Origin of the sequence: Sphingomonas sp., assembly GCF_019746665.1 — a bacterium.
Taxonomy (GTDB): domain Bacteria; phylum Pseudomonadota; class Alphaproteobacteria; order Sphingomonadales; family Sphingomonadaceae; genus Sphingomonas.
The window spans coordinates 365980-391690 of record NZ_JAIERS010000005.1 but is presented as its reverse complement, the minus strand read 5'-3'; the positions used below and the strand labels follow the sequence as shown (position 1 = coordinate 391690).

Genomic DNA, 25711 nt, shown 5'->3' with positions numbered 1-25711 from the left:
CTCATCAACCCCGCAGGAAACTCTGCGAGGAAACCACTGCGCCGCCCGCCGTTTCGGACGTCCGATCGACGATGGCACGGAATTCATAGACCTGTTGGCCGGAGCTGTTGGTGAAGCTGCCTGCGGCGGTCGCATATGCCGGCTCGCTGGCGCCGACGAAGACATAGGCGCCGGTGGCGACGTTGCTCCAAGCATTGGCATCGGCTGGCGAGACCTGAATGATGACGCGGACATTGCCGCTGTCGCCGCCCGCCTGGATGCCAGCAGCCGCGTCGAGATTGATGGAGTCGCCTGGCGCCATCACTTTGCGGATGGTCGCATAGAGTGCAGCCACCTGGACCCCGCCGCCAGAGATCGCGGCGAGGCGCGAGGCGGCTGTGGGATCGAGCTGGGCCAGCGTGTTCGCGGTCGCGCCGGCACCCTGCCCGGCGATCGCCGCCGCGACCCCGATCGCGGTCACCACCAGGGTCTCTGTAACCACCGTGGTACCATCGGCGCGCACCAGCAGCGTCAGCCGACGATCGATCACGCGGGCAAGACCGTCAAGATTGCCGCTCGTGTTGAGGTACTGGACCTGGCCGGCAACGTTGCCAGGCACCAGGCCCCCATAGGTAGCCCACGCCGACTGTCCGCTGATCGCGCTCGCCACCCGCGCCTCGGTGACGTTGGCGCCAGCCTCCTGCGGCTGAAGCGCGCTCACCCCGGCGCCGCCTGGATAGGCGATCGTGTCGGTGCCCAGATAGTTGCTGTTGAGCGGGTGCGGAGCGAGACGCACCGAGAGCGCGCCGCCCAGATAGCCGTCCGTCACGGTGCTGCGCGTCGCGAGCGCGCCTTGCCCCGAAATCGCTGCTGCCGTGCCGAGCAGCGTGATCAAGTCGGCATCGCCCAGCCACTGCGAATTGGCGGCGTTCACGATCCCGCCGGCTCCCAGCACCCCCAAACGGACGCGATCGAGCGGGGCTAGCCCCCCGAACCCGGTAAGGAGGGGCGAGCCGTACCCCAAGCTGCTGATCGTCGCGAGCGCACCCTGGCCCGCGATCCCGCTCGCCACCCGCGCCTCGGTGACGTTGGCACCGAACTCCGCTGGCCACCGGTCTCGCAACACGCCGGCGCTGCCAATGTCGTTGTACACGCTGGAGCTGTAGATGTAGCCGTCATCCTGAATCCGGCTCACCCGTGCTGCTACCGTCACCGGTGCCACTGCGCCATAGGTAGCCCAAGCCGACTGTCCGCTGATCGCGCTCGCCACCCGCGCCTCGGTGACGTTGGCGCCAGCCTCCTGCGGCTGAAGCGCGCTCACCCCGGCGCCGCCTGGATAGGCGATCGTGTCGGTGCCCAGATAGTTGCTGTTGAGCGGGTGCGGAGCGAGACGCACCGAGAGCGCGCCGCCCAGATAGCCGTCCGTCACGGTGCTGCGCGTCGCGAGCGCGCCTTGCCCCGAAATCGCTGCTGCCGTGCCGAGCAGCGTGATCAAGTCGGCATCGCCCAGCCACTGCGAATTGGCGGCGTTCACGATCCCGCCGGCTCCCAGCACCCCCAAACGGACGCGATCGAGCGGGGCTAGCCCCCCGAACCCGGTAAGGAGGGGCGAGCCGTACCCCAAGCTGCTGATCGTCGCGAGCGCACCCTGGCCGCTGATCGCGCTCGCCACCCTGGTTTCGGTGACATTCGCGCCGGCTTCCTGCGGCCGCAGCGTGTCGACGCCGGCCCCATTCGAATAGGGCAACACGCTGATATCGAGCCAGCTCTCGCCGAAGATCGGGCTCGGGCGAAGCCGCGTCGGCACGCTGGTGATCTGCGACCAGCCTGCATTGTTCTGAGTTGCCAATGCACCTTGCCCGGCGATCGCACTCGCCACCCGGCTCTCGGTAACGTTGGCACCGAACTCCGCTGGCCACCGGTCTCGCAACACGCCGGCGCTGCCAATGTCGTTGTACACGCTGGAGCTGTAGATGTAGCCGTCATCCTGAATCCGGCTCACCCGTGCTGCGACCGTCACCGGTGCCACTGCGCCATAGGTAGCCCAAGCCGACTGTCCGCTGATCGCGCTTGCCACCCGAGCCTCAGTCACATTCGCGCCGGCTTCCTGGGGCTGGAGCGCGCTGACCCCGGTCCCGCCAGGATAAGCGATCGTGTCCGTCCCTAAGTAGTTGCTGTTGAGCGGGTGCGGAGCGAGACGCACCGAGAGCGCGCCGCCCAGATAGCCGTCCGTCACGGTGCTGCGCGTCGCGAGCGCGCCTTGCCCCGAAATCGCTGCTGCCGTGCCGAGCAGCGTGATCAAGTCGGCATCGCCCAGCCACTGCGAATTGGCGGCGTTCACGATCCCGCCGGCGCCCAGTACCCCCAACCGGACGCGATCGAGCGGCGCCAGGCCCCCGAACCCAGTAAGGAGAGGCGAGCCGTACCCCAGGCTGCTGATTGTCGCGAGCGCACCCTGGCCCGCGATCGCGCTTGCCACCCGCGCCTCGGTGACGTTGGCGCCAGCCTCCTGAGGCTGAAGCGCGCTCACCCCGGCGCCGCCCGGATAGGCGATCGTGTCGGTACCGAGGAAATTGCTGTTGAGTGGGTGCGGAGCGAGACGCACCGAGAGCGCGCCGCCCAGATAGCCGTCGGTCACGGTGCTGCGCGTCGCCAAGGCGCCCTGGCCGCTGATCGCGGCGGCGACGTTGGTTTGGGTGACGTTGGCCCCGCGCTCGGCTGGTTTCAGATCCTCGATCGGCGTGCCGTCGCGATAGGTACCGTCGCTCGCCTGGAACACCGCGCTCAGCTCACCATCGCTGTGCTGGCGCTGATTGCGCTGATAGCCGAGCAACCGCTCGGTGACGGGCTTGTACACCGCCTCGCGCTCTGCCTCGATCGCCACCTGGGTCTCTACGGCGCCGGTGAACGCGATCGGCGCGAGCCGCACCACGCCGGTGGGCTCGACGATCCACAACAGCGAGGCGCCGAGCAGCAGGCGATCGAGTGCCTGGCCGGCGGTCTCGCTGTCCTGGTCGACGTGAAGCCCGCACGCGCCCGGCCGCGCCGCAATCGCCTCGGCCAAGCCGGTCACCGCCATCGTGGGCGCCCGCGCGGCGATCACCCGCGCGGCGATCGCCGCACAGCTCTCGACATAACCCGTCCCAGTTTCGCCACGGAGATCGGCCGTCAACGGCCCCGCCGGCTGGGTCCACCATTTCACGCACCCGATCGACGGTGCGACCACCGCCCCCCCGGCCGGCGCCGATGCTGCCTGCAGTGCGGCGAAGGTGGCGGCGACGCTGCCCTGCCAGCCAAGCACGGTCACCTGGTCGGCCGCGCGCCCCTTGTCCTTCACCGCGTCGATCGCGAGCAGCGGGCGGGCGGGATCGCCCAGCTCGTAGATGCTGTTCGCCTTGTCGAGGATGCGCGCCTCGACGTTCCAGCACCGTCCCCAGCTGCGCCGCTTGATCCGCTCCTTCGCCTCGGGGATGCCCTCGACGCCGCCAGTACCGGCGAAGCGATCGGTCAGCAGCGGCTTGGCCAGATCGCGCGAGAGATCGGCAATGGTGAAGCTCGCCTGCCCGCCACGGGCGATCATCCCGGCGACCGTGCCCACCAACAGCGTGGTCCATACCGGATCGGCGAGATCGTCATCCCCCACCCAAACGGTGATCGGCGCGTCGGTCCATACCAATTGCGCCAGCGCCGAGATCACGGCGGGGTCGCTCGGCAGGAACCCCAAAGCGCCCGTGGTCGGGACGGCACCACCGGTGAAGCCGCCGTCCGCCACATTGAAGCCGATCTGCGCCGTGAAGCGCGGCTTGCTGGCAATGCCGGGAACCCAATCGAGGAACCCGCGATGGGTGTAGCCACGCGAACCGCCGCCGGCGAGCCGCACCGCGACCGGCGTGCCGTCGGGCGCCCAGGGCTGCGCCTCGACCAGGATCAACTCGCTCATACCAGGGAGTTCCGGATCGTAAGGCCCAGCTGGGGCGCGTCCCACCAATTGCCGTAATCGCCGAGGGTGGTGGTGATGCGCGACAGATCGCCCTCGCCGCCGCCCTGGACCGCGCCGATCAGCGTATCGAGCTTGCCGTTGGTGGTGGCGGTGAGGCTGGCGATTTCGTCGAGCAGGGTGTTGCTCTGCTGGGCGGCATCGACCGCCGCCTGCTGCAGCCCGGCGGCGCGATTGATCCTGTCCTGCTCGGCCTTGATCGCCGCCTCGGCGCCAGCGACCGCTCGCGAGCGATCCGCCGCATATTCCGAGCCGGCGGTACCGAACGCGTCGCGGCTGTTGCTGAGCAGCTGCTGATAGAGCTGGGCTAGCTTCGCACCAGCACCTTCAACGCCCGCCGCCTGATCCGCCTGCGCCTTGTCGACCTGGTCGATCAGCTGGCGGCGCTTCTCGGCCGCCGTTCCCTCGAACAGATCGCCGAACTTGATTGAATCGAGCAGCGATTGCAGCTCGCCCGTGTTCGCCTGCAGCGTGTCGGCGACCAGCTTGGCGCGCGCCTCGCCGGTCTTTTTCTCCAGCTCGACCAGATCGAGGCTGTATTTCTTGGCCAGCTCGACGCGCTCGTCGGCGAGGCGATCGAAATCGTCGAAGGACTTCTTCAGCGCGGCCGCCGGCCCACCGATGAACGCTTCCAGGTCGCGCACTTTCAGCGCCTCGCGCAGCGCCTTGTTTACGTCGGTCGAGCTTTGCAGCGCCTTTGCAACCGCCGGGCTGATGCCCTTGATCGCGCCATCCTTGATCGCGTCGGCGATCGCGAAACCCACCGCGCCCTGGATGTCGTTATCGTCGAACTTGCCCAGGCCCGGCAGCTTGTCGCCATATTTGCCGCCGTCCGAGCCTGAGCCCGTCGGGTCGACGCGGAAGCTGGTTTTGTACTTGGCGATCGAGACGCTGAAATTGCCGATATCGGCGCCGAGCTGATCGGCGATCTGCTGCAGCCCGGCCTGCACCTGGCCGACGGCTTGGGCGACCGAATTCTTGGCGTCGCCATTATTGCCGCTGATTTCTACCTTGCCGTCGACGCTGGTGATCGCCCCCGATTTCGCCTTGGGCGTCGGGGCAAAAAGACTTCCAAATAAGCCGCCAACCAACCCGCCAACAATGTCGAGGCCAGGGATTTTGGGAAACAGCTTGCCCAGGAGCCCACCGGCCGCCCCGCCGATCGCCGCCCCGCCACTATCGAGCTTGATGCCCAGTGCTTGGCCCAACCCGGCGACGGCGAGCCCGGTCCCTGCACCCTTCAATCCGGTGCCGATCACGTCGCCGAGCTTGTTCAAGCTGCTCGACTCGATCTTGAGCCCCTTCGTCAGGAACTCCCTGAGGAGCCCTTGAAGGCTGCTGATGGTGTCGTCGGACCTTTTCAGGCGATTGGCGGTGACGGTGACCTCTGCCCCGTCATAGGCCGAGCCACCGCCCAATCCGGTGGCGCGCTGCCCGAACAGCGCGACCGTGGCACCTAGTATCGAGTTCGGGGAGATTTTGTTCGCGGCAAGCAGCGCCCGGGTCGCCGGATCGCTGCCGGCAACACCCGAGGCGGCAACCTGACGAAGGCTCGCAGCCGCACTAGCCGCCTCGCCGGCGAGATTGCCAAGCGGGTTGATGGTCTGGTCGACCGCCGCCTTGAACCGGTCGGCCGGCGCCTCGATCTTGCTGCGACCTAAAACGCGATCGGTAAGGTCGCGAAACAGGTTCCCGAAGAGCTGCTCAGTCAGCTGCTCGGCGAAGGCGCGGCGGAACGACTGGACGATGTCGCCGGCGATATCGGTGCTCTCCCCGGCGAAGGCACGCGCAATCGAGCCGCGCGCATCCCCCAGGAAGCCGATCAGATTCTGCTGGCGCCGCTGCAGCACCTCCAGCTCGCGCGCCTGCTGGCGGGTGGCCTGCACGCCAAGCAGGATTGCGTCCTGCTGCTGCTGGGTCAGCACAAGGCCAGCGCGCTTTAGGCCATTGATCAGCTGCAGCGCTTGGGCTTCGTCCTCGCGGCCGCGCAGGATCAGGTTGTTCGCCTCGATCTGCTCGCGCTGGCCGGTGACCAGTTCGCGATAAGGCCGAAGGACGGAAGCGTCGATCGCCGCCTGCGCTCGCTCCGCCTGCTCGATCAGGGGCTCAAAGCCAGGATTGTCCTTCAGATTGGCGTTTAGGTAGCGGACGATCGAGGAAAGCCGCTCGGTCCCTTCGCTCGCCCGCTTCGCGGCGGCGCCGGTCTGGTCGAAACCATCGCCGATCTTCTCGATTTCCTGGGCAAGCCCGCGATCGCGCCCGCCGATCACCGCCGCCCGCGCGTCCTCCAGCTGCTGCTTGAGCGCGGCGTAATTGGGCGGTTTGCGCTGCTCCAGCTCGCGCGCGATCGCGTCGAGCTGGTTGAGCGATTGCTCGACTTCGCGCACCGGCGCCGGCAGGTCCTGATAGCGCGTGACGATCGCCGCGAGCCGATCGCCGGCGCTCTCGCCGAACTGGGCCAGCGCGGCGCCGGACTTGGGCTTCTTCGCCTTGGCGTCCTGGCGGAGTTCGGGGGCAAGCCGCCCGTCGGCCAGCGACTTGTTGATCAGGTTGGCAACGGCATTTTCATTACGCGAGTCAGCTACCGCGATCACGGCGTCGATGAATTGTTTCCGCGTGACCGACGAGCTGCGGAAATCAGCGCGGCTGGCCTCTTGGATGATGCCGTCAAGCTGCCTGGCGCCGAGGGCTTGCTCTTCCTTTGTTCGAGACGGTGCTGTCAGCTGCCTGGCTGCCTCGGCGCGTGCGGCCAGGTCGCGAACCTGCCGGCCCACCGCGTATGCGTTCACCCCGGTATAGCCGCTTTGTAGCGTGCCGACGATCTGACTAAAGGTATCGGCCTGGTCGACGCGGCCGAACACGCCGATGGCGCTTTGCTGCTTTTCCAGCGCACTGGCCCGGAGGTTGATCTCCTTGGCACGCGCGTTCAGCAGCAGCGCCGCCGTGTTGTCCTTCAGCTTGCCGGTGGTGAGATCGAAGACTTTGCCGAGCACGCCCTGGGCGTCGGCAAGAGCATCGCCCGCGAGCGTAACTTCTTCGACGGCCTTCTTTGTGTTGAACAGCTCGGCGACAAACGGGCCAAGCACAGCGGTACCGGCGAGGATCGCCGCGCCCCAAGGGCCGGCGAAGAACGCCGCGACGCGCCCGCCCACCCCGGTCAAGCCGAGCTGGCTCACCGCCGAGGCGGTCTGGCCGCCCTGTTGCGCCAGGATAGTGAACGCGTTGGTGCCGAGCGCGATCGACTGGGTAATGTCCTGGATCTGGAAGCCGAGCTGGGCATAGCCCGCGCGCTGCGCGCCGAGCGACCGCGTCGCCGCCGTACCGGCCTGTTCGGCCTGCCGGCTGGCGCGCGTCACCTCGCCCTGGGCCTGCACCAGGTTCTGCTGCGCCGCCGCGACGCGGTTGGCGGCGGCGACCTGCTCTCCGCTGCCCGCCTCCACGGCGGCGGCCAGCGCTTCCTGGGCGGTCTTCAGCTCCTTCGCCGCCCGTTCCGCGCGGGCATTGGCCACCGCCATGTCCAGGATCGAGCTGGCCGCGCGTTCCGCCGAAGCGCCCGCCTTTTCGGCCGCCGCGCCGGCGCGGGTCATGTCGGCCGCCATGCCCTCGGCCGAGTTGCCAGCCTTCTCGGTCGCGCGCTTCAGCTCGTCGACCGACTCTTTCGACAGTCGCATCTGGCCGACCAGGCCGGACCCGTCCGCCTTAAGGCGTACCGCAACGACAAGATCGGTCATGCCGGGAACGCGGCGAGCGCCGCGCCCTCCATCACCTGCAGATCGGCGAATCGCGCGGGCGTCATCTCGATCCCCAGCAGCCGCGCCGCCGGCTCGATCGACGGGTAATCGAGCCCCAGCCGCGTCCCCGTCATCGGGTGGCGGCGCCACTGGGTCGCGAGCGCGAAGAACAGCTCGATCACGGGCACGTCTTCCTCGACTATCTCGGTCGCTTCAACCCGGCCGGGGCGAGCGGCCTGGGCGGCGCGGCTGAGCGGATCATCCGCCTGCTTTCCGCCGCTCCGGCCCCGCGCCCAGGCCTGGGCGACGGCCTTCAGTTTCCCGCCTTGGCTTCCTCGCGGGCATTGATGCAGTCGCGGAACGCCTCGAACACATGGCCGAACAGCCCGGGCTCGTTCATCAGCAGGGCAAGGTTGTCGGCGCCGAACGGCAGCGGCTCGCCATTCTCGGCCTGCACGCCCCGCCAATCATCGGCGATCTGCATCACCAGGTCGGCATAGCGGACGGGGAGCGCGGCGATCGCCGCCGCCACGGTGGCGGGATCGCTGCCATCGCCGGTCGGCGTCGCCTCGGCCGCGCGCACGCCGTCAACGGCCAGGGCGATCTTCACCGCCTCGTCCACCTTCAGCAGACGGAAGCGCAGCTCGATCTTGTTGGTGATGATCTCACCGTCTTCGCCCACGCCCTTCCAGCTCACCGGCCACCAGGCCTTGCGCTCCTTGACGATCTTGTACGCCATGCTCGCCCCCTTACTTGGCCGTGATGACGAGATCGTCATTGGTCGCGCCGACGTTCAGGCCGAACGTCATCGTCGCTTCCAGCACGTTGTTCTGCTCGCCGAGCTCGATATCGGTGACCTGCAGGCGCGATGCGTCGAGCTGGACGATGTTGCCGGCGGCGATGCCGTGGACCACGCTGAGCGCGATCTCGGCATTTGCGCGCAGATCGGCGAAATAGTTGCGGGCGCCGATCGTCGGCAGTTCGAACACCGTTCGGCCGGTAGCCGCGTGGTTGCCGCGCTGGATGTAGCGGCCGTTCACCAGGTTGCGCACCGCGATATCGGCGTTGGCGTCGATCGTCAGCGATCGCAGCACCACCGCATAGCCGCCGATCAGCACGTCGGTGTTGTCGGTATTCACCTCGACGGGGTCTTTCCAGCGATCGAGCGTCGGCGCGGCCGGCGCCAGGTCCGTGAACGGCACCGCGCCGAGCAGCCCGGTCATGTCGAACTTGGCGAACGGATAGGCGCCGGCGGTGAAATCCAGGCTGAAGGTGCCCCGGCTGCCCACGGCCTTCTCGAGGAGCGAACCCCGATAGTACCAGGCCGTCGCCGAGCTGAGCGCGGCGCCGACGGGGGCGAAGCGCTGCACCGCGTCCTGGCCGGCGGTGAGCGTCGGCGCCAGCATGCCGCAGGCCTCCAGGTGCTCCATCCAGCCCGGCGCGGTGCCGGCGGCGCCGGAGCCCGCCAGCTCGATCTCGTAGCTGAAGGTGGTGCGCTCGTTGCTCGTGCCGTCCTTCGTCCGGCCGCGCACCGGCCGATCGAGCGTGCGCTGGATGCGATCGGCCGCGATCGGCTTGGAGGTGAAGTTGCGGGTAAGCACCGCGTTGGCGGCCAGCGTCGGCGCCGAATCGGTGGCATACACACCCTCTTTCTTGAAGAGCAGCAGCTTGTTGTCTTCCACGGGTCAGCCCTCCTGATCGGTCTTCGTGCGGGGTTGGGGTTCGGCGGCGCCTTGCGTCGCGGCGCGATCCTGCAGCGCGCGGGCGCGCGCCGGGCCGGAGAGCGGCAGGCCGTCCTCGGCGAGCTGATAGCCCTGGGCGTCCACGGCGCGCGGTCGCGTGGGCTGCGCCGGTTCATCGTTCGCCGGCTGTCGATTGCGGCTCATGTCGGCTTCCTTTCGTGGTAGCGGGTGGCGAAGCGCATCAGCCACATGACCAGGCCGTCCTTGGTGGAGAGCAGCTCCCCCCCGGCATAATCGGTGGGCGCGCTCGCCTGCGGATGGGTCCAGCCTGTCAGCGCGCGGCCGGCGAGCTGGCATGCGTCTACCAGCTGCTCGCTGGTCGATTGACCGTGACGAGCGGCACCGGCGAGCACGATCACCACGCCGATCTCCACGCTCACCCTTTGGTCGCGGGCGCCGGCATAGGCATTGGGCTCGGCGCGCTCGCGCGTCGGGATCACGAAAAAGGCGGGCACCATCCGGGGCGCTTCCACCTGGCCGGCGAACTCGATCACGCCCTCGGCGCTCTTGGCCCCGGCGCGGCGCAGCTGCTCGACGATCGGTTGCTGGGCGAGCATCATGCCGCGCCTCCGTCCACGAAGGGCTGCCCGCCCCAGAACAGGCCGGTGCCGTGGGCGACGCCGATCGGATTGAACATCCCCGCCTCGTTGAACTTCTTGCGGATGCGCCGGACATGGACGCTGATCACCACGCGGTCCGTCACGTCGAGCCGATCGATCAGCGCGTCATAGGGGATGATCCGGCCACGCGCGCGGAACAGCGCGCCGGCCAGCTCGATCTCCTTGGGCGTCAGCGGGATCGCCACGCCGCCCACGCTGAAGCCGCCGCGCGGATCGTAATGGTACCCGCCGACATGCATCGGCTCGTCGCGGGTGAGATCGAAGCCGCAGTTCGGGCAGATCGCGGTCACGCCGATGCCTCCCCGCCAGCGCGGAAGGCGCGGGCGATATGCTCGATCAGCGTGTCGATCGCATAGCGCTCAAGCGTGTCGTTCCACCCGAGATAGGGGCGCGCGGGGATCTTCACCGAGGCGAAGAAGCGCTTGCCGACGCGCAGCGCCTTGGCCTGGCGCGGGCGGATCGTGCCGCCGAATTGATGGATCGCGGCGTAGCGCCCCGCACCGCCTGACGTTTCAGGGCCGGCCTCGGCAAAGTCCTTCCCCCAGTTTGCCTCAAGCGACCCGAGCAAATCTCCCGATTTCGAAAGCGTCTGCCCGCCCTCTTCGATGGCGCGGCGCGAAGGCTTCCATGGCACGCCAATTGGGGAGCGCTCGAACTCAAAGGATCGGGCCGCCTCTTTTTCGAGTTCGCCAGCGATATCGCCCATTGCCGGCGTCAGATCGATCGCCGCCTCGACCGCGCGGGCGAGCGCGGGGCCGAGTTGGTCATCGACCGAGATATCGAACTCAAGCCCGCCGGCCATCAATATCCCTCCAGCGCATCGGGGTAGGCACGCTTGCCGGGCACGAAGACGATCGGCGCTTCCTCGGCCGTGGCCGGCGCCGGCGCGATCGGCAGGCCGAGGTTCATCGTGCCCGCCTGGATGGACTTGAGCCGCTGCTCGGCGAGCTTGGCGGCATCGGCGATGCCCTCCGGCGCCCCGCGCGGATAGAGGCGCGCGCGCGCCAGGTCCGCGACGATCATGCCGACGATCGGCGGCACGCTCGCGAGTGGTACCTGGTACCGGATCGCCAGATAGCCGTCGGCGATCGCCTGGGCGTCGGCCAGCGCCGCCACCAGCAGCGCGCGATCGATCCGGCCGGAACCGTCGCCATCGGTCATCCGCACCGTCTCTTCGAAGCCGAACCGGCCGACGAAATCGGCGATCGACAGATAGGGCGTGCCGCCGCCGGGCATCGCCCAGGCACCGTCGACGATCGCCAGATCGATCTCGCGCTCGGCGGTCTCGCCACCCGCCAGCTCGGCGCGCACGGTGACGAGATAGCGCTCGCCATCGAGCCCGGCCGAGACGGTGACCACCACTGTGCCGGTGACGATCTCGGCCGTGGCGATGAGCGTGCCGTCGCCGCCGCCCTGGCGCTCGATCAATACCGCCTGCACCGCCGTTGCAGCGCCGGGGAAATCGAGCTGCAGACGCTTGGCCTCGGCCGGCTGTTTCAGCTGGACGAGCATCAGTCCTCCAGCACCAAGCCCAGCACGATCGAGATCGGCCAGATGAGGTTGAAGAACATATGCGCCCACAGCTCGACGGGTTCGGTCGACCAGTGCGACAGCTGCTCTTCAGCCAGATCGCGGCAGCAAAGGCTCAGCGCACCGCCGAGCCAGAGGGTAGCGAGGGTGATCACGCCGTCACCTTGGGCGCGCGAGGCCCGCTGCCGCGCGGACGGCGACCGGCGGCCGGAGGCACCGCCGGTTTATCGCTGGCCTTCCCCGTCGGCGCGGCCGCGCCTTCGGTTCCGGCCCCTCCACGCGACACCTCGGCCGCCCCCGCCGTGATCGGAGCAGCCGTGGCGCCGGGGTCAGCAGCAACGGGCGTATGCTCGCCGCCCGTCACCTTCCCGGCATCGCCCGAGGCCGGCGCCGCGGCGCCTTCCTTGGGGTCCGCCGGCCCGGCGCCTCCCTGGTATTTCTGCAGCTCTACGCGCGCGACGGCGCCAAGCGCCTCCAGCGCGATCACCGTCGCTTCATCCAGCTCGATCGTGTCGCCGGCCTTGGCGCGGCCGCGAATAGGGGTGTGGACGTGGACAGTGATCATGATGCGGTCCTTCTCAAAGTCCGGCGGGCGCGCGGCGGCGCCCGCCGGCACAGTCTGCCGGCGCAAGGGATCGGAAACGCCGGGGCTCGGCTGTTACAGCGCGTTCTGGATCAGGAAGCCGGCGTCGGCGCCGACGAGCTCGGGCGAATATTCGTCGAACACGTCGTTGAACCAGCTGCGGAAGTCGCGGACATAGACCGGCGGCTGAACGAACGGGTGGCCGCGCAGCTGGTAGGTATAGCCATAGCTGGGCAGCGCCATGTTGCGTTGGCCGGCGGTGCTTGCCGGCGCGACATAGGCCAGGATCGCATCGCCGCCCCAAATGTCGAGACTGGTACCATCCTGCTGATCATAGATCGCGTCACCGACGAGCAGATTATCGACCTGGAAATACGCCTTCAGCATGTCGACCGTCACCGTCGAGCTGGTGGTGTATTTGAAATGGTCGCGGATCTTCGGATGCGTCGAAAGCGCGGTGGCAAGCGCGCCGCCCACGGCCAGCGTATTCGGCCGCTTGCCGATGCGCTTGCGGATGGTCTCGCGATAATCGCCCAACTGATCGAGCGGGTCGCTCGCCGCGTCGCTCCACTTGTCGGCATCGGTCAGGGCGATCTTGTTGTTGTTGGGATAGAGCGCGGCGTTACGCGCGATCGTCGCCGCCTCGATCTCCTTGTCGAGCGCGATGACGTTGAGTACCAGGTCAACCGCCATGCGCTGGAGGTCGATCCCCGGCACTTCCGCTGCCTCTTCCAGATGCTCGACCGGCGTCTTGGCCGAAAGCGCACGCTGGGTCAGCGCGACATTCTTGCCCTCATAACCAAAGTCCATTTGGCCGATCTGGGCGCCAGGCGCGCGCTTGACCGGCGGACGCTTGAAACTGTCGCGGCCGAACTCGATCCGCTTGGCGGCGCGGGTGGGCATGGTGACGGTCGGGAACAGGCCGTTCCAGATGAACTCGGCATTGGTATAGCCGCGCGCGTGCTCGGTAAGGATCGGATCGACGACGCGCGCCTGATCGGGGGACATCAGCATTGGGGTCTCCTAGAGTAAGGGGGATCAGGCCGCTGGCGCCGGCGAGCGCGCCGGAAGCAGCAGCACCTCGACGATCTGGCCGGCGCCGCCCGACGCCTGCAGCGCGCGTGCCGCGCCCAGCGCATTGGCGCCGGCGCGAGTCACCGCGCGGCCCTGGGCGTCGGTCATCAGCTCCGTGCCGCGCGCGAAGGCGCCACCCGCCTCCACCTCGGCGGTACCGAGCATGTGGATCGGCACCTGCTTTCCGGCGGCGCTTGCCTCGTAATCTGCGACACCGGCGACCAATTGGCCGGCGGCGCTCGCCTGGGCATTGTCATAGCCGACGAAGCGCTTCTTGGTGATCGCGCCGGCGGCGACGATCGAATCGGTGAGGATCGGTTTCTGGGGCATCGGGGCGTCCTTTCGTTCAGGCTTCGGCGCGGGCGCGATTGACCGCCGCCCACCAATCGAGCTTGGGGTTTTCCGCCTGCAGCGCCTTGGCACGCGCATGGAGGGCGGCGGCAGCGGGATCGACCTCGAACCCGCTGGGGGCGGCGAAGCTCACCGGCGCCTTGCCCGGCGCCTTCTTGTCGGCGGGCGCCGCCTCGCCGAAGCTGATCAGCGGCGTCGCGGCGTCGATCAGCTTCTTAAGCTCCTCGACCGGGCTGAGCTCGGCGCCGCCTTCGGCGAAGCTCACCGGCGCGAGCGGCGCCAGCTGGTCGAGCAGGCCGATCAGCACCGGCTTGGCGGCGGGCGCCACCTTGCCGGCCTTCGACGCGGCCTCGACGAAGCTCACATGCTCGCGGTGAATGGCCTCGGCGCGGACCTTCGCGGCCTCCTCGCGCGCGGCCTGCAGCTCGGCGTCCTTCTTGGCGAGCGCGCTTTCGTGCTCGCTCAGGCTGATCGTGGTCATCTCGTTCTCCAGGGTGGTTTCAAGCGTGATGGCGGCGGCGGCGGCGGCGAAGCTCACCTGGCCGAGCCCTTTGATCGCGGGGGCGGCGGCGCCCAGAAAGCCGACATGGCGCAGATACCAGCCCTCGGGCGCGGGGCTGTTGGGATCGCCGGGCTGGTAGAGCTGGGCGCTGATCTTGCGATAATGGCCGGCCTTCACGGCCTCGGCGAAACTGGGCGCGATCTCGCTCGGCTTGGCGACGAGCACGTCGCCCTGGACTTCCAGGGCGCCGACCCAGCCATAGGCCGGGTCCGCCATCTTGGGATGACCCACAACGATCGGCGCCGGATCGCTCTCCGGCTTATAGCTCGCCGCGATCTGCGCGAGATCGGCGGCGGTGAAGCTCACCTTGGTCCCTTCGACCGAGGTGAAGCTGCCGGGGCGCAGGATCTTGATGGTAGGCGCGTCGTTCATGCGCCCCTGTTAGGAGGCGAGCGACACCCAGTTGCCCGTAACTATCCTGACGTCAGTGAACGACGACGAACTTTTCGGGGAAGCGGATGGATAGCCGCGTGCTGATTACAAAAACAAGCTACCAGTTCGTCATCGCCTGCATGGAAACGTGCTTCTGCAGTTCAACGGTCGTCATCGCCTTGCCGGTTGCGCCGGCAGCGATCAGCGTCGGGTCCGTCTGAAGCATCTCGAGCGCTTCAGCCGCTGAATAGGTCAGGTAAGGCGTGGTCCTCGTGCCATCCTCCTTCTTGGTATAGATGGCGTATGCGACACGAGGGAACGACGGCATGCGATCTCCGGCGGGATAGGCGAGCCCGGCAAGGGTACACCCGCCGTACCAAACGTCAAATCTGGGCGTCCGCTGTCCGGTCCGAGGCTCTGAGCGACCATTGCCAATAGTGCAGCGCGCTGTGCGTCGCCGCATCGAGCGCGGTTGAGGCGGTGTCTCCCTGGCCGCGCCACACCGGGAATGCCCCAGTGCGTCGCCATTGATCGTCGGCCTGCCCGCAATTGACTTGCGCCTCCCAGCGATCGCCTTCGCGCTTCACCAACGCACGCAACCTCAGGCCCAGCTTGGCGGCCACCACGGTCAGTTCGTCGAACTGGGGTGTCATGGCTCCCGACTTTGCAGCTCGACCGGTACCGCCAGATAATGCTCGCGCCGGCTGGCATCCCAGCTCGCCAGGCCGAGCGCGATCGCCTCGGCCATCGCCGCCGCCACGCTATCGTGCCAGGCGCCGCGCGGCCTGCCGAACACCGCCAGCCGGTACTGGCGGCGCGGCGGGGCCAGGGGCGGCGGCGAGGGCAACCGGGCGAAGCGCCCGCGCGCATCGTGCCAGCGCCGGCCGGCGTCGAACCCGCCGCCCATCACGCCGCGCGGGCCAGGGACGCGACCCACTCGCGCTCCGCGTCATCGAGCTGCTCGAACGCGTCGGGATCGGCCGCCATCTCCCCGAGCCGCAGCCGCACCTCGTCGGGCGAGGCATCACGCGGGAACGCGGCATCCGCCGCCGCCGAGCGCGCCAGGGCGCCGATCCACTCATCACGCCCCGCCTGAGCCACCAACCAAGTGCCGAACTTCATGCGTCGACTCCATCATGGAACATAGAGGGAACATGCGAGAAGCCGCAGCAAGAGTCGAGGGGGGATGGGCCAATGGCTGCCGACACCCCCCAAATTTGCCCGGGGCAGCTTGCCCCGTAGGGTCGAAGGTCTGGGGGGTCCCGACATAGCGGCGACACGTGGACGGGCCTCCACGGGGCTTAAAATCGACGGCGGTCAGTTCGTATCGGTCGCCCAGAGCACGATCGAATCAGGAGTGAGTATCAAGGCGCAGCGTAGATCGCCTCTGAGCAACACATATTGATGCCAGGTCTCTAGCGGATCATCGACGGTAGCTGACTTGTCCAGCTTCATTTGCTCTTGGACGAATGGGGCCTGCGGCTCAAACACGAATGCAACCGACAGATTATACCGGTAACGCTGCGCAAGCTCAGGGCTCATTGGCACGCGAACTTGTTTCTGGCCATTGGCAAAGAGGCCGGGCCCTTGCCCTTCGACGAGACCTACTTCGGTCACGCGCTCGACCTCAAACCGAGTGACGGCGCCAAAGCCATTTTTCCCGAGTTTTCTACCCAAAGACTGAACGGCGTAGAACCCGCGCGCCGATACCAACGGACCACTTTGATTTGCGTCAAGCACGTGCTCGGGCATTACGCGCTTGTATCCCGCATACCATGGGTTGAATAGATCAGCATCGAAGATCATGGACTCTGAGTCAGCGTCATAACGAAGACCTGCTTCGTCTCCAACTCTTCGAGATAGTATCCAAGGATTACTACCGAGCGCTGCAACAGCGGCCCGCTGGCGCGCCACAAAGTTAGCGGTCGTTTCAAACTCGCTCTTCGAACGTGGGACCGACGACAACATTTTCGCCGCCACGATACCAGCGTTCTTATGCAGCACACGTTGGCCGACGTAGCTTTGACATCGAGTGTTAGTGCTCTGCTCAGTGGCTAGCAGCAACATCATCGAGGCGAGCATCACATCACCTTTATTGCCGCGATGACGCGGCCCATAACCTCGAAGCTATCCTGATCCGCTTCCCGGTCAAGCACGGTCGTCGCATAGGCGGGATTGGCGCTCAGCAACATCACCTTGCGCCCTTCGAGCTGGACGCGCTTAACCTGCAGATAGCCGTCATGCCTCACCACATGCATACCCGGGCTGAGTCGGCGCTGGTTGTGATCGACGATCAATTGATCGCCGGTTGAAAGCTCGGGTTCTTGGCTGTCGCCGACCACGGTGACGATGAATAGATCGGGATCGCTGCCGACATGCTCGGCAATCCATGAAACGGGCAGCGGCCAATGGCCAATAGGCGTCTCGTCATGGACGCTACGCCCGGCGCCGGCTGCAACCTCGATATCGTAGATGGGTACGTCAATTGCCTTGGGCGCCCGCAAAGCCCTGTTCAAACCTGGGCCGATCACGTCGAAGATCGCATCGACCGACCCGACTGGGGGTTCGCCGTTGACCAGGTGATCCAGCGACATGCCAAGCGCCTTGGCGATCTTGGCGGCGGTATCGGTCCGCGCTGGTCCCTTATGCACCGCATCGCTGAGCGTTTGAGGCGGGATATCGGCCTCGCGAGACAACCAAACGAGGTCGCGGCCGCCTAGGGCGCGCAAAATACGCTTACCAACCGGATTTTCGGTTTGAAGGGGTTGACGCCGAGCCATCGGATCAATTATCCGAAATCTCGGGCCGGGATTTCGGATAAAGGAAGGCGTGTGCTGCCCCACCGCGAGGACATCAAAGCCGCGATCAGGAAGGAGTTCGGCAGCGTTGCCGCTTTCGAGCGCGAGCACAGCCTACCGGCAAAGTCGGTCACGGACTTCTTCCGGGGACGTCGCAGCGAGCGCGTCGAGCGTGCTGTTGGTTCGGTCATCGGTGCCCTCCCTCATAGCGCGCCGTCTCCGAAGCAGCGGAACGACGGGCGCCAGCGCAAGCCCTATCCCCCACAGCGTGCGGGAGGCAACCCGCAATGAGCTTCGATGGATTAGTCCTGTCCACCGCTGGGAAGGCGCGCCGCAAACTAGTCGCTGCGATTGACCAGCGGCTCATGGAAATTGACCCCAAGTTGCCGGTCCGAGAGCGCTTCTCCTATTGGAATGAGGGGCACGATCTTGCGGCGCGGGTCACGGGTGTCAAATTCGACATCTTTCAAGCCTGCGACAAATTGCACCTTTGCGCGAAGGACATTCAGGGCGCGGTTGTTCAGCTGGTCGGGGAAGACCATCCTGAGCTGCCGCTAGCGCTTTCCGATCAGCCTTCATGGGTTAAGCGGGGTACTGCCGAGGTCGACCAGATCCTCATGACCGCGCACGCCTTCCGCATCGCGGTCGACGCGCTGCCGGTCGGCAAGGACATTCGCGGTCGCCTGCTCGCGCATGTCGACGCGCACATCACCGCGATCGAGGCGCTGCAGTGAACCATCTGCTCGCCCGCACTCATCTCTCCGCCGCCGAGATCGCCCAGCTCCGGCTCGCCGGGTTGCCCGCCACCAAGCGCGGCGTGCTGCTGCTCGCGGGTAAGGCCGGGTGGCATAGGGTCGATCGACCAGGGCCTGGCGGCGGGTTTTGGTTCGCGGTCGCCGAGCTGCCCGAGGGGGCGCGCGCCGATCTCGCGCGGCGCCAGGCGGCGGCGAACGACGCGCAGCCCCAGCGCGGGCGCGGACGGCCCAAGGGCAGTGACTACTGGTCGGCGAACCCCCAGGTGGCCGACGCGGTCGAAGTGCTGCTCGCGGAGCAGCAGCTTTCAGCCTCGCGGATCTACGAGCTGATCGCCGCCCGCTTTCCTGGCATCCCCTTGCCCAGCGACCGCACGCTGCGCCGACGGATCGCCGCGATCGAGGCCAGCAAGCCCGCGCTGCTCGCCTATAACCGCGATCCCGATCTTTATCGCGGCAAATACCGCGTCTCGTTGGGCCGCGCCGATGCAGAGGCGACCCACGCCAATCACATCTGGGAAATCGATACCACCAAGGCCGACGTGGTCTGCACCGATGGCCGCAGGTCGATTCTTGGCATCGTCGACGTCTATTCGCGGCGCGCGAAGTATCTCGTGGTCGAATCGGAAAGCGCGCGATCGGCACGAGCAACGCTACTGGCCACGATCAGTGCGTGGGGCGTGGTCCCCGAGATCCTGCGTACCGACCAGGGCTCCGGCTTCGTCAACGCCACGATGAAGACGGGCCTGCCCAGCCTCGGCATCGAGCTTGACGATCTGCCGCCCGCCCGCCCCGATCTGAAACCGCATGTCGAACGGCTGTTCGGCACGTTCACGCGAGAGCGCGCCTCGCTGCTCGGCGGCTTTGTCGGGCACAATGTCGCCCAGGCGCAAAAGCTGCGCGCCGCCGCCCGCCGGAAGACCGGCCGCGCCGAGATCGTTGCCGCGATCAGCTCGGCCGAGCTGCAGACAATCATCGATAACTGGGTTGAGGGCACCTACGGTCAGCGCGTCCATTCGATGACGGGCGAGGCGCCGATCGCGCGCTTTCTAGCCTCGCCGATCGCCAGCCGCCGCGCACCCGATACCGACACGCTGCGTCGCGCGCTCAGCGCCTATGTCGGCCACGGCACGGTCACGAAGAAGGGCGTCCAGTGGAAGCGCGGCAGCTATTGGGCCGAACCGCTCGCTGCCTGGATGGGCCAGCGCGTCATCCTGCGCCGCGACGAGGACGAACTGGGCGAACTGTTCGTTTTCGCGAGCACGGGCGAGTTCATCTGCACCGCGCTCAACCACGAACGTGCCGGCTTCTCCGAACGCGATTTCGCAATGGAGGCCCGGCGCCAGCAAGCGGCCTGGATCAAGGCGCAGCAGGCGGAGCTTCGCGCGAAGCAACGCGAGTTCCGCTTTGACGATATGCGCGATGCGGTGCTGCGCCGCGATGCCGAGGCCGCGGGCAAGCTTCACACGCTGCCGCCGCGCACCGCGCCGCACACCACCCCGGCGATCGCCAGCATGGCGGCGGACGTGGCGCCCCCTGCGATGCCGGTGCCAGCCCCGCGCCGCCGCGAAGCCGTTGCGCCGAGCACCGCCAGCGTGCGCGAGCGAGTGGCGCAAACCGATCAGCTGCTGAGCGATGCCGCCGCCGGCATCGAAGTCGATCCGACGCTGCTCGCCCAGGCCCGCGCCTACTCGAAGAGCGCGGAATACCGGGCCGAGAAGATCCTTTCCGGCGCTTTCGAGCGCCCCCGCATCGCCAACCAAAACAGCCAATGGAGACAGGCCCGGTGAACGACCTTGTGCCCCCTGCGACCCCTATTTCGCCCGCGCCGCCCAAGGCGCCGGCACAACTGACCAACATGCGCCTCGCGATGGAGGCAATGGTCCGGCTCGATGATCCGCGCGAAGGCGTCGAACGCATGGGCGTGCTCTACGGCTATTCGGGCTGGGGCAAGACGATGGCCGCCGCCTACACCTGCGACAAGTATGACGGCGTCTTTCTGACCGCCAACCGCACCTGGACGCCGGGTGTCATGCTCAAGCTGCTCGCCCGCGAGCTGGGAATCGAACACCTGGAGCGCACGGCAGCGGATCGCCTGGGGCAGATCATCAGCGCGCTGAACAGCTATCGCCGGCCGGTTGTGATCGACGAGTTCGATCAGGTCGAACACTGCAAGTGGATCGAGCTGATCCGCACCATCTATGATGAAACCAAGGTACCGTTCCTGCTGGTGGGTGAGGAAAGCCTGCCCGCCAAGCTCCAGCGTCGTCAGCGTTTTCACAACCGCATCCGTGTCCACATGCCGGCACAGCCCTGCTCGCTGCCCGATGCCCTGGTTCTGCGCGACCATTATTGCCAGCAGGCGCATATCGCCGAAGATCTGGTCGCGGCCATCGTTACCGCCTGCAACGGCGTCACACGATACATCGCGAACAACCTCATCGAGGCCGAGGGCGAAGCGCTCAAGCGCCAGAAGTCGACGATGACGCTCGCCGACTGGGGCGATCTGCCGATCCAGAGCGGCCAGGTGCAAACTCGCCGGCAGCAACAGGCAGCCGCCTGATGCGCGCCGCGCCCAATCCCGTCCAGCAGCCGCTCTGGCGTCTGATGACCCGCGCAGCGCGGCCGATGACCAGCGATGAGCTCGCCGCCGCGATCCGCGTCACGCGCCAGGCCGTGCATGTGCGGCTGCTCTTCTGGCGCCGGGCCGGCCTTGTCGAACGCATCATGGGGAGACCGATGCGCTATGCCCTGAAGCCGGAGGCCATTGCCGCCGCCGCGAACACCAACACCCCGCCCCAGGTCGGCAAGCAAGGCCGGCTAAAGCCGCGCCGGCGCACCCAGACCGAGCGGCTGTGGCGTTTCATGCGCATCGTCAAGCGGTTCGATCGGCCGACGCTGATGCTTGGCTGCGAAGGCGTAGGCCGGCGCACCACCGACGAGTTCCTGCTTGCGTTGTTCCGCGCTGGCTATCTCACCCGCGAGGGGACCGGCCAGATCGCCCGCTATCGGCTGGTGCGCGACACCGGCCCCAAGCCGCCACGCATCACTCGCTCCGAGCGCGACGGCACCGCCCGCCGCTGGCTGATCGACGGCAACACGGGCAAGAAAATCGAGCTGATCGCCAGCCACGCACGCCCCAGCCGGCGCCGGCCCCGCGCCGGGGGGGAGGGTTAACCATGTTTGGTAACCCTAACATCGGCGAAAATCTCGCCAAGGCCATCGCCGCCTGGGGCGATCCACTCCCGGAATGGGTGCGGCTGCTCGCCCTGGCCTGCGACAAGACCAACCAGCGCGAAGCCGGCGACCGCATTGGTCAATCGAGCGGCACCGTCAGCAAGGTGCTCCGCCACGTCTATCCCGGCGATTATGCCGAGATCGAGCGCAAAGTGCGCGCCGCCTACTCGGCCGACACCGTGCTGTGCCCGGTCAGCGGCGCGGAAATCGCGCTGCGCACCTGCCTGCGCCACCGCCGCCGCAAAGGCCCGCTCATCGATTGGCGCACCCGCAAGTTCGCCGACACCTGCCCGAACTGCACCCACAACACCGACCAGGAGGCTTGACCGATGACCACTACAAGCACGCCCGTTGCAACCCAGCTGCAGGACCTGATCGTGCGCGCCAGCGCGGCGATCGCTGGCCGCGAGAATTGGGGCCGAACCGAACTCGAAATCCTCCGCCGCGATCTCGCTGCCGTGTGCGAGCAGGCCAAGGCCGAGCATCGCGGCGACGTGATCGCCCGCATGGTGATCGAGGATCTGTGCGTCGGCGTCGAAAAGGGCGTCGCCAACCTCGCCGGCCTCGCCCAGGCGGCGCGGCGCCAGGCAAAGCTTGGCGGGGAGGCGGCTCAATGAGCTTTTTCCCCAAGAAAATGAGCCAGATCGCGCTTCTCGGCTCTATGCGCACGCTCGTTTGCAGCCCTTGCACCCGCGAACAGCTCGGCTTGTCTCCAGGCTTGGTAGGCGCGTTTGTCGGCGTTCATCGCGCGATCGACACCGATCATTTGCCGCCCGAGCTCCACGGTTTCACTGCCATGTTGGGGCACGTCGATAGCCACGGGACGGCTTCTTACGCGGTGTTCACGCTTAAGCAGCTCGACGCGCTCGAAGCCAAGGTGTCCGAGCTGCGCGCCGCCATCCTCGCTGAGGAGCGCGCCCAGAGGTCGGTCCAATGACCATTCGCACCGGGCGCCCCGCCGGCCACGGCATGTTCGCCAGCGAGCTGTTGATCATGGACCTGTGGGACGCCGGCCGCTCGATCGAGGGCATCGCGCGTGAAACCGGGTTGATGGTCAGCACCGTGAAGAAGACGGTTGAGATCTACCGTCATCGATCAACGGACCGCGCCTGGGAAGAAGCGGCGCGCGCAGCCAGCGAGCAGCTGGTCCGCGCGATCGCGGCCACGGGCGAGAGCTTCGCGTGATGGCCAGCGCCGAGGCCCGGCTGCGCGATCGGCGGCGGCACCGCGAGGCATTCGCCCTCGCGGTCCGGCTTGGCTGCTCGCTCCGCCAGGCCCGGCGGCTGCTCATCAAACAGCGCAGCGACCAGCGCCGCCAACCCGGCGGCGACCAATTCGAACAGACCGAGCCCACGCTCCCCTGGTGGCAGAGGTAATCATGAAGCTCACCTATATCGGCTATTTCGGCCCTACGCAGAATGTGCGCGCGCCAGGCGCGGACGCCCCTAGCCCCGACGCGGTGGCGGCGGCGATCGCCGCGCTGCCCCGGCGCCGCAAGGCGCCCGCCGCCGACAACGTGATCGACCTGGAGGCGCGGCGCCGTGGCTGAGGGTTTCCGCTCCTGGGCGGAGGATTACGCCCATCGGTCGCGCGACTGGGTCTATGATCCGGCGAAGGTCGGCGCGGCCATGCGCTTGCGCGCCGCTCTCAGCACCGCCGGACAGGCGCAACGCAAATCCGGCTTCGGGTTCGCCGCCCGCGCCGAGCTTGAGCGCCAGGCCGAGGACGAGCGGCGCCGGACTGATCCGCTGGAGCGCGCAAAGACCTACCTCACGAAGCTGCTGCGCGTGCCGATCTACGCAGCCGAGGTAGCGAACGGCCCCAAAGGCCAGATCGTCGTGGGCAGCAAGCTCTACACGGCGGAACAGCTGCTCGACTTCGCCCGCGCCAAGGGCTGGCGCGAGGACGGTGACAGCGCGCCGCCGCCGCTGCCCAAATTGCAATCCGCGCCGGTCATCCCGGCGCCCGAGCTCGCGTCGCCTGCCGGTGAGACAATCCGGTCGGGCCAGGATGACGCGAGGGGAGAGGTTAGCCGGACCCCGCCGGTGCTCGAAGCCTCTCCCGAACCCGATCCGGCGCCGACCGAGGTGCCGTTCCCGAACATTACCCCCCCCCAATCTGAGCAAGAGGAGAAGACCGTGGTTTCATACGCATCCGGCGCCAAGCCGATCACCGTCCCCGCGCCGGCCGACGTTTACGCGGCCGTCCAGCAGCTGGCCGACGAACAGGACCTGCCGCTCGGCAAGGCCGCCCTGATCTTCATCGAGCGAGCGCTGGCCGAGCCGGCCGATCCCCACGCCCATGCCGACGGCTCCCGCGAGTGCCGGCCGGTCGATCCGATCGAGCCGGCGCCGCTGCCGCTGGGGAGCATCGCGCTCGACGCGCTGCTGGCCGAGATCAAGCGCCGCGCGGACAAGGCGGCGGACGTAGAAGCGCTGGGCGAAGCGATCGCCCGCGCCGAGGCCGCCGAGGCGAGGCTGGCCCGCCTTCGCGAGGCGCTCGCCGCATGACGCTCGCCGAGCGTTCCCGGATGATCGCCGAACGCGTCGCCGCCGCACGGGGCGTTTCCATCGCCGAGATGTTCGGGCCGGCGCGCCATACCCGCGCCGCCGAGGCGCGCTCGGTCGCGGCTTGGGTGATCCGCTGGATCACCGGCCAAGGCTCGACGCCGATCAGCCGGACGCTCAACCGCGATCACAGCACCATCATCGCCGCGCTCAACCGTGTCGACCGTCGCCGCGCCGCCGAGCCTGACTTCGCCACCACCCTCGACCAGCTGGTCGACCAGATCAGGGAGGACTTATGATCCACCACCTGCCCCCCGCGCCCCGCCAGGGTCGCGAGCATTGGAACCGCGTCCACCGCACGGGCGACAAGCACCCGCCGATCGCGCTGCCCGAGCCGCACTATCCCTTTTGGGCGCCCGAATGGGAGCTGCGCGGCGAACACTGGCTCCACCGCCGCCCGCGCCTGCTGGTTGCGGTCTGGGTCGCCCTGCCTCTGGCCGGGGTCGCGACCTGGGCAGTGATCCTCTGGGCGGTGGGGGTGCTGTGATGAAAGCGCTCACCCTTTGGCAGCCCTGGGCTTCGCTGGTGATCGAGGGATGCAAGCCCTTCGAATTCCGCAGTTGGCACGTGCCACGTTCGATCATCGGCCAGCGGATCGTGATCCACGCCGCCGCGCGCGAAGTAAATCACTCAGAATGTGTGCGCCTGCTGCGCGCGCTCCAGCAAGGCGGAGCAACGGCGGCCGAAACATGCCTGATTAGCGAGAAGGCTATCCCGCTGCTCGCCGGGCGATCATGGCTGGACTACCCGCTCGCGTGCGGCCTCGGCACCGCGATCGTCGGCGAGCCGCGCAACGGAATCGACATCGCGGAGGAATTCGGCGTCCCGCGCGCGAATGATAGCGACCGCGATCAGCACGCCAATTGGGGCTGGCCGATGCTCGAAATCGAGCGGTGGGAACAGCCGATCAGGATGCGCGGCGCGCAGGGACTGTGGAATTGGCCGACGCCGGCGGAGGCGGGGCTATGAGCGCTCGGCAAAGCCTCATTCACCACACCGCCGGCTGCTTCACCTGCGGCAAGTCCGTGTCGGCGCGCAACGCACTGGCTTGGGCGCACAATCACGTACGCCACAACCCTGGTCACTGGGTCGAGGTCTCGCTCGGCTACATCGTGAGTGCGGCGGCATGAAATCCCTCGGTCAGATCGCGCAGCGGACGCTGCGCACCGCCGAGGGCAAGTCGGAGAGCCGAACCGGCTTGATCCGCGCCGTCCGCGCCGCGTGTAAGGCGCAGGGGATCGAGGATGACGATCGCCGCGCGCTGCAGCTGGAAGTCACCGGCAAGGCCAGCCTGGGCGACATGACGCCGGCCGAGATCGGCCGCGTGCTCGATCAGCTCAACCGGGGCCGGGCGGCGCCGATGGCGCACCGGCCGCATGTCGCGAAGATCCGCGCCTTGTGGTGGTCGCTCTATTGGCTGGGCGCGATCGACGATCCGGGCGAGCGCGCGCTCAATGCTTTCGTCAAGCGACAGACGGGGCGCAATGCGCTCCGCTTCCTCGGCGCGCCCCAGGCGGCGAGCGTGATCGAGGCGCTGAAAGCCTGGTGCGCGCGCGAGGGCGTGGCCTGGCCCCCGGTCGCGGCCGATGCCGATGCGCGCGGCGAGCGCCGCGCCGTGCTCGATGCGCTGTGGCGCAAGCGATGCGACCAGGCCGGCGCGCCGCGCCTCGCCGACGCGCGCGGGCTGGGGATGAATGTCGGCCCGCTGCTCGGCGACCAGCCAGACCCGGCCAAATGGGGCGCCAAGACGCTCGATCTGGCCATCCGCCACGTCGGCAAGGCCGTGCGCCGCGCCGCCGGCAAGAGCGAGCGCTGA

Annotated in this window: 36 protein-coding genes; 15 read left to right on the top strand and 21 right to left on the bottom strand. The window is 67.7% G+C overall.

Features of this window, described 5'->3' with window-relative positions; translation table 11 throughout:
• Nucleotides 1–4 precede the first annotated feature (4 nt).
• The 21 genes from K2X73_RS04815 to K2X73_RS04715 all read right to left on the bottom strand — a co-directional run bounded on the left by K2X73_RS04815 (nucleotide 5) and on the right by K2X73_RS04715 (nucleotide 17450).
• Complete coding sequence (locus tag K2X73_RS04815; RefSeq protein ID WP_294108971.1) at nucleotides 5–3919, bottom strand: hypothetical protein; 3915 nt, start codon at nucleotides 3917–3919, stop codon at nucleotides 5–7.
• The gene (locus K2X73_RS04810; protein ID WP_294108970.1) at nucleotides 3916–7707 is read right to left on the bottom strand and encodes a hypothetical protein; all 3792 of its coding nucleotides are present in this window, start codon (nucleotides 7705–7707) and stop codon (nucleotides 3916–3918) included. Before K2X73_RS04810 ends, K2X73_RS04815 begins: the two co-directional genes overlap by 4 nt.
• A complete protein-coding gene (locus K2X73_RS04805) occupies nucleotides 7704–7910 on the bottom strand; it encodes a DUF1799 domain-containing protein (protein ID WP_294108999.1) in 207 nt (68 codons plus the stop codon). The genes K2X73_RS04810 and K2X73_RS04805 overlap by 4 nt, the downstream gene beginning before the upstream one ends.
• Nucleotides 7911–8020: 110 nt before the next feature.
• Complete coding sequence (locus K2X73_RS04800) at nucleotides 8021–8446, bottom strand: histidine kinase (protein WP_294108969.1); 426 nt, start codon at nucleotides 8444–8446, stop codon at nucleotides 8021–8023.
• Between the two features lie 10 nt (nucleotides 8447–8456).
• Nucleotides 8457–9389: a phage tail tube protein gene (locus tag K2X73_RS04795; RefSeq protein ID WP_294108968.1), complete on the bottom strand. Its 933-nt coding sequence runs from the start codon at nucleotides 9387–9389 to the stop codon at nucleotides 8457–8459.
• Between the two features lie 3 nt (nucleotides 9390–9392).
• The gene (locus tag K2X73_RS04790) at nucleotides 9393–9593 is read right to left on the bottom strand and encodes a hypothetical protein (protein ID WP_294108967.1); all 201 of its coding nucleotides are present in this window, start codon (nucleotides 9591–9593) and stop codon (nucleotides 9393–9395) included.
• Entirely contained in the window at nucleotides 9590–10009 is a 420-nt protein-coding gene (locus K2X73_RS04785; protein ID WP_294108966.1) for a hypothetical protein, read from the bottom strand. The genes K2X73_RS04790 and K2X73_RS04785 overlap by 4 nt, the downstream gene beginning before the upstream one ends.
• The gene (locus K2X73_RS04780) at nucleotides 10006–10359 is read right to left on the bottom strand and encodes a helix-turn-helix domain-containing protein (protein WP_294108965.1); all 354 of its coding nucleotides are present in this window, start codon (nucleotides 10357–10359) and stop codon (nucleotides 10006–10008) included. The genes K2X73_RS04785 and K2X73_RS04780 overlap by 4 nt, the downstream gene beginning before the upstream one ends.
• Nucleotides 10356–10871 (bottom strand): phage virion morphogenesis protein, encoded by a 516-nt coding sequence (locus tag K2X73_RS04775; protein ID WP_294108964.1) that lies wholly within the window; start codon nucleotides 10869–10871, stop codon nucleotides 10356–10358. The genes K2X73_RS04780 and K2X73_RS04775 overlap by 4 nt, the downstream gene beginning before the upstream one ends.
• The gene (locus tag K2X73_RS04770; protein WP_294108963.1) at nucleotides 10871–11581 is read right to left on the bottom strand and encodes a phage protein Gp36 family protein; all 711 of its coding nucleotides are present in this window, start codon (nucleotides 11579–11581) and stop codon (nucleotides 10871–10873) included. The genes K2X73_RS04775 and K2X73_RS04770 overlap by 1 nt, the downstream gene beginning before the upstream one ends.
• On the bottom strand, nucleotides 11581–11754 hold the full coding sequence (locus tag K2X73_RS04765; protein ID WP_294108962.1) for a hypothetical protein: 174 nt from the start codon (nucleotides 11752–11754) through the stop codon (nucleotides 11581–11583). Before K2X73_RS04765 ends, K2X73_RS04770 begins: the two co-directional genes overlap by 1 nt.
• Complete coding sequence (locus K2X73_RS04760; RefSeq protein ID WP_294108961.1) at nucleotides 11751–12164, bottom strand: hypothetical protein; 414 nt, start codon at nucleotides 12162–12164, stop codon at nucleotides 11751–11753. The genes K2X73_RS04765 and K2X73_RS04760 overlap by 4 nt, the downstream gene beginning before the upstream one ends.
• A gap of 93 nt (nucleotides 12165–12257) precedes the next feature.
• On the bottom strand, nucleotides 12258–13196 hold the full coding sequence (locus K2X73_RS04755; RefSeq protein WP_294108960.1) for a major capsid protein: 939 nt from the start codon (nucleotides 13194–13196) through the stop codon (nucleotides 12258–12260).
• A 24-nt stretch (nucleotides 13197–13220) separates the two neighbouring features.
• Complete coding sequence (locus K2X73_RS04750; RefSeq protein WP_294108959.1) at nucleotides 13221–13586, bottom strand: DUF2190 family protein; 366 nt, start codon at nucleotides 13584–13586, stop codon at nucleotides 13221–13223.
• Nucleotides 13587–13602: 16 nt separating this feature from the next.
• Nucleotides 13603–14541, bottom strand: a complete 939-nt coding sequence (locus K2X73_RS04745; RefSeq protein WP_294108958.1) for a hypothetical protein — start codon at nucleotides 14539–14541, stop codon at nucleotides 13603–13605.
• A gap of 118 nt (nucleotides 14542–14659) precedes the next feature.
• Nucleotides 14660–14869: a hypothetical protein gene (locus tag K2X73_RS04740; protein ID WP_294108957.1), complete on the bottom strand. Its 210-nt coding sequence runs from the start codon at nucleotides 14867–14869 to the stop codon at nucleotides 14660–14662.
• A 55-nt stretch (nucleotides 14870–14924) separates the two neighbouring features.
• Nucleotides 14925–15194 carry a hypothetical protein gene (locus K2X73_RS04735; protein WP_294108956.1) on the bottom strand — a complete coding sequence of 90 codons (270 nt, stop codon included), beginning with the start codon at nucleotides 15192–15194 and terminating at the stop codon, nucleotides 14925–14927.
• Entirely contained in the window at nucleotides 15191–15478 is a 288-nt protein-coding gene (locus K2X73_RS04730; RefSeq protein WP_294108955.1) for a hypothetical protein, read from the bottom strand. The genes K2X73_RS04735 and K2X73_RS04730 overlap by 4 nt, the downstream gene beginning before the upstream one ends.
• Nucleotides 15448–15663, bottom strand: coding sequence for a hypothetical protein (locus K2X73_RS04725; protein WP_294108954.1), 216 nt, complete (start codon nucleotides 15661–15663; stop codon nucleotides 15448–15450). The genes K2X73_RS04730 and K2X73_RS04725 overlap by 31 nt, the downstream gene beginning before the upstream one ends.
• 195 nt (nucleotides 15664–15858) lie before the next feature.
• On the bottom strand, nucleotides 15859–16623 hold the full coding sequence (locus tag K2X73_RS04720) for a hypothetical protein (RefSeq protein WP_294108953.1): 765 nt from the start codon (nucleotides 16621–16623) through the stop codon (nucleotides 15859–15861).
• Entirely contained in the window at nucleotides 16623–17450 is an 828-nt protein-coding gene (locus tag K2X73_RS04715) for a LexA family transcriptional regulator (protein WP_294108952.1), read from the bottom strand. The genes K2X73_RS04720 and K2X73_RS04715 overlap by 1 nt, the downstream gene beginning before the upstream one ends.
• Nucleotides 17451–17626: 176 nt before the next feature.
• Between K2X73_RS04715 and K2X73_RS04710 the strand changes: the two genes are divergently transcribed.
• The 15 genes from K2X73_RS04710 to K2X73_RS04640 all read left to right on the top strand — a co-directional run bounded on the left by K2X73_RS04710 (nucleotide 17627) and on the right by K2X73_RS04640 (nucleotide 25711).
• Complete coding sequence (locus K2X73_RS04710) at nucleotides 17627–18073, top strand: hypothetical protein (protein WP_294108951.1); 447 nt, start codon at nucleotides 17627–17629, stop codon at nucleotides 18071–18073.
• A complete protein-coding gene (locus K2X73_RS04705) occupies nucleotides 18070–19881 on the top strand; it encodes a transposase (protein ID WP_294108950.1) in 1812 nt (603 codons plus the stop codon). The genes K2X73_RS04710 and K2X73_RS04705 overlap by 4 nt, the downstream gene beginning before the upstream one ends.
• Complete coding sequence (locus K2X73_RS04700) at nucleotides 19878–20654, top strand: ATP-binding protein (protein WP_294108949.1); 777 nt, start codon at nucleotides 19878–19880, stop codon at nucleotides 20652–20654. Before K2X73_RS04705 ends, K2X73_RS04700 begins: the two co-directional genes overlap by 4 nt.
• Nucleotides 20654–21268 (top strand): helix-turn-helix domain-containing protein, encoded by a 615-nt coding sequence (locus K2X73_RS04695; RefSeq protein WP_294108948.1) that lies wholly within the window; start codon nucleotides 20654–20656, stop codon nucleotides 21266–21268. The genes K2X73_RS04700 and K2X73_RS04695 overlap by 1 nt, the downstream gene beginning before the upstream one ends.
• 2 nt (nucleotides 21269–21270) lie before the next feature.
• Nucleotides 21271–21654, top strand: coding sequence for a hypothetical protein (locus K2X73_RS04690; protein WP_294108947.1), 384 nt, complete (start codon nucleotides 21271–21273; stop codon nucleotides 21652–21654).
• Between the two features lie 3 nt (nucleotides 21655–21657).
• Nucleotides 21658–21945: a hypothetical protein gene (locus K2X73_RS04685; RefSeq protein WP_294108946.1), complete on the top strand. Its 288-nt coding sequence runs from the start codon at nucleotides 21658–21660 to the stop codon at nucleotides 21943–21945.
• On the top strand, nucleotides 21942–22265 hold the full coding sequence (locus K2X73_RS04680) for a hypothetical protein (protein WP_294108945.1): 324 nt from the start codon (nucleotides 21942–21944) through the stop codon (nucleotides 22263–22265). Before K2X73_RS04685 ends, K2X73_RS04680 begins: the two co-directional genes overlap by 4 nt.
• A complete protein-coding gene (locus K2X73_RS04675; RefSeq protein WP_294108944.1) occupies nucleotides 22262–22513 on the top strand; it encodes a hypothetical protein in 252 nt (83 codons plus the stop codon). The genes K2X73_RS04680 and K2X73_RS04675 overlap by 4 nt, the downstream gene beginning before the upstream one ends.
• Nucleotides 22513–22704 carry a hypothetical protein gene (locus K2X73_RS04670; protein WP_294108943.1) on the top strand — a complete coding sequence of 64 codons (192 nt, stop codon included), beginning with the start codon at nucleotides 22513–22515 and terminating at the stop codon, nucleotides 22702–22704. The genes K2X73_RS04675 and K2X73_RS04670 overlap by 1 nt, the downstream gene beginning before the upstream one ends.
• 2 nt (nucleotides 22705–22706) lie before the next feature.
• Nucleotides 22707–22877, top strand: coding sequence for a hypothetical protein (locus K2X73_RS04665; protein ID WP_294108942.1), 171 nt, complete (start codon nucleotides 22707–22709; stop codon nucleotides 22875–22877).
• Complete coding sequence (locus K2X73_RS04660; protein WP_294108941.1) at nucleotides 22870–23838, top strand: hypothetical protein; 969 nt, start codon at nucleotides 22870–22872, stop codon at nucleotides 23836–23838. Before K2X73_RS04665 ends, K2X73_RS04660 begins: the two co-directional genes overlap by 8 nt.
• The gene (locus tag K2X73_RS04655) at nucleotides 23835–24134 is read left to right on the top strand and encodes a helix-turn-helix domain-containing protein (protein ID WP_294108940.1); all 300 of its coding nucleotides are present in this window, start codon (nucleotides 23835–23837) and stop codon (nucleotides 24132–24134) included. The genes K2X73_RS04660 and K2X73_RS04655 overlap by 4 nt, the downstream gene beginning before the upstream one ends.
• Nucleotides 24131–24382, top strand: coding sequence for a hypothetical protein (locus K2X73_RS04650; protein WP_294108939.1), 252 nt, complete (start codon nucleotides 24131–24133; stop codon nucleotides 24380–24382). The genes K2X73_RS04655 and K2X73_RS04650 overlap by 4 nt, the downstream gene beginning before the upstream one ends.
• A complete protein-coding gene (locus K2X73_RS04645; protein ID WP_294108938.1) occupies nucleotides 24382–24864 on the top strand; it encodes an ASCH domain-containing protein in 483 nt (160 codons plus the stop codon). The genes K2X73_RS04650 and K2X73_RS04645 overlap by 1 nt, the downstream gene beginning before the upstream one ends.
• Nucleotides 24865–25021: 157 nt before the next feature.
• Nucleotides 25022–25711 carry a regulatory protein GemA gene (locus tag K2X73_RS04640; RefSeq protein ID WP_294108937.1) on the top strand — a complete coding sequence of 230 codons (690 nt, stop codon included), beginning with the start codon at nucleotides 25022–25024 and terminating at the stop codon, nucleotides 25709–25711.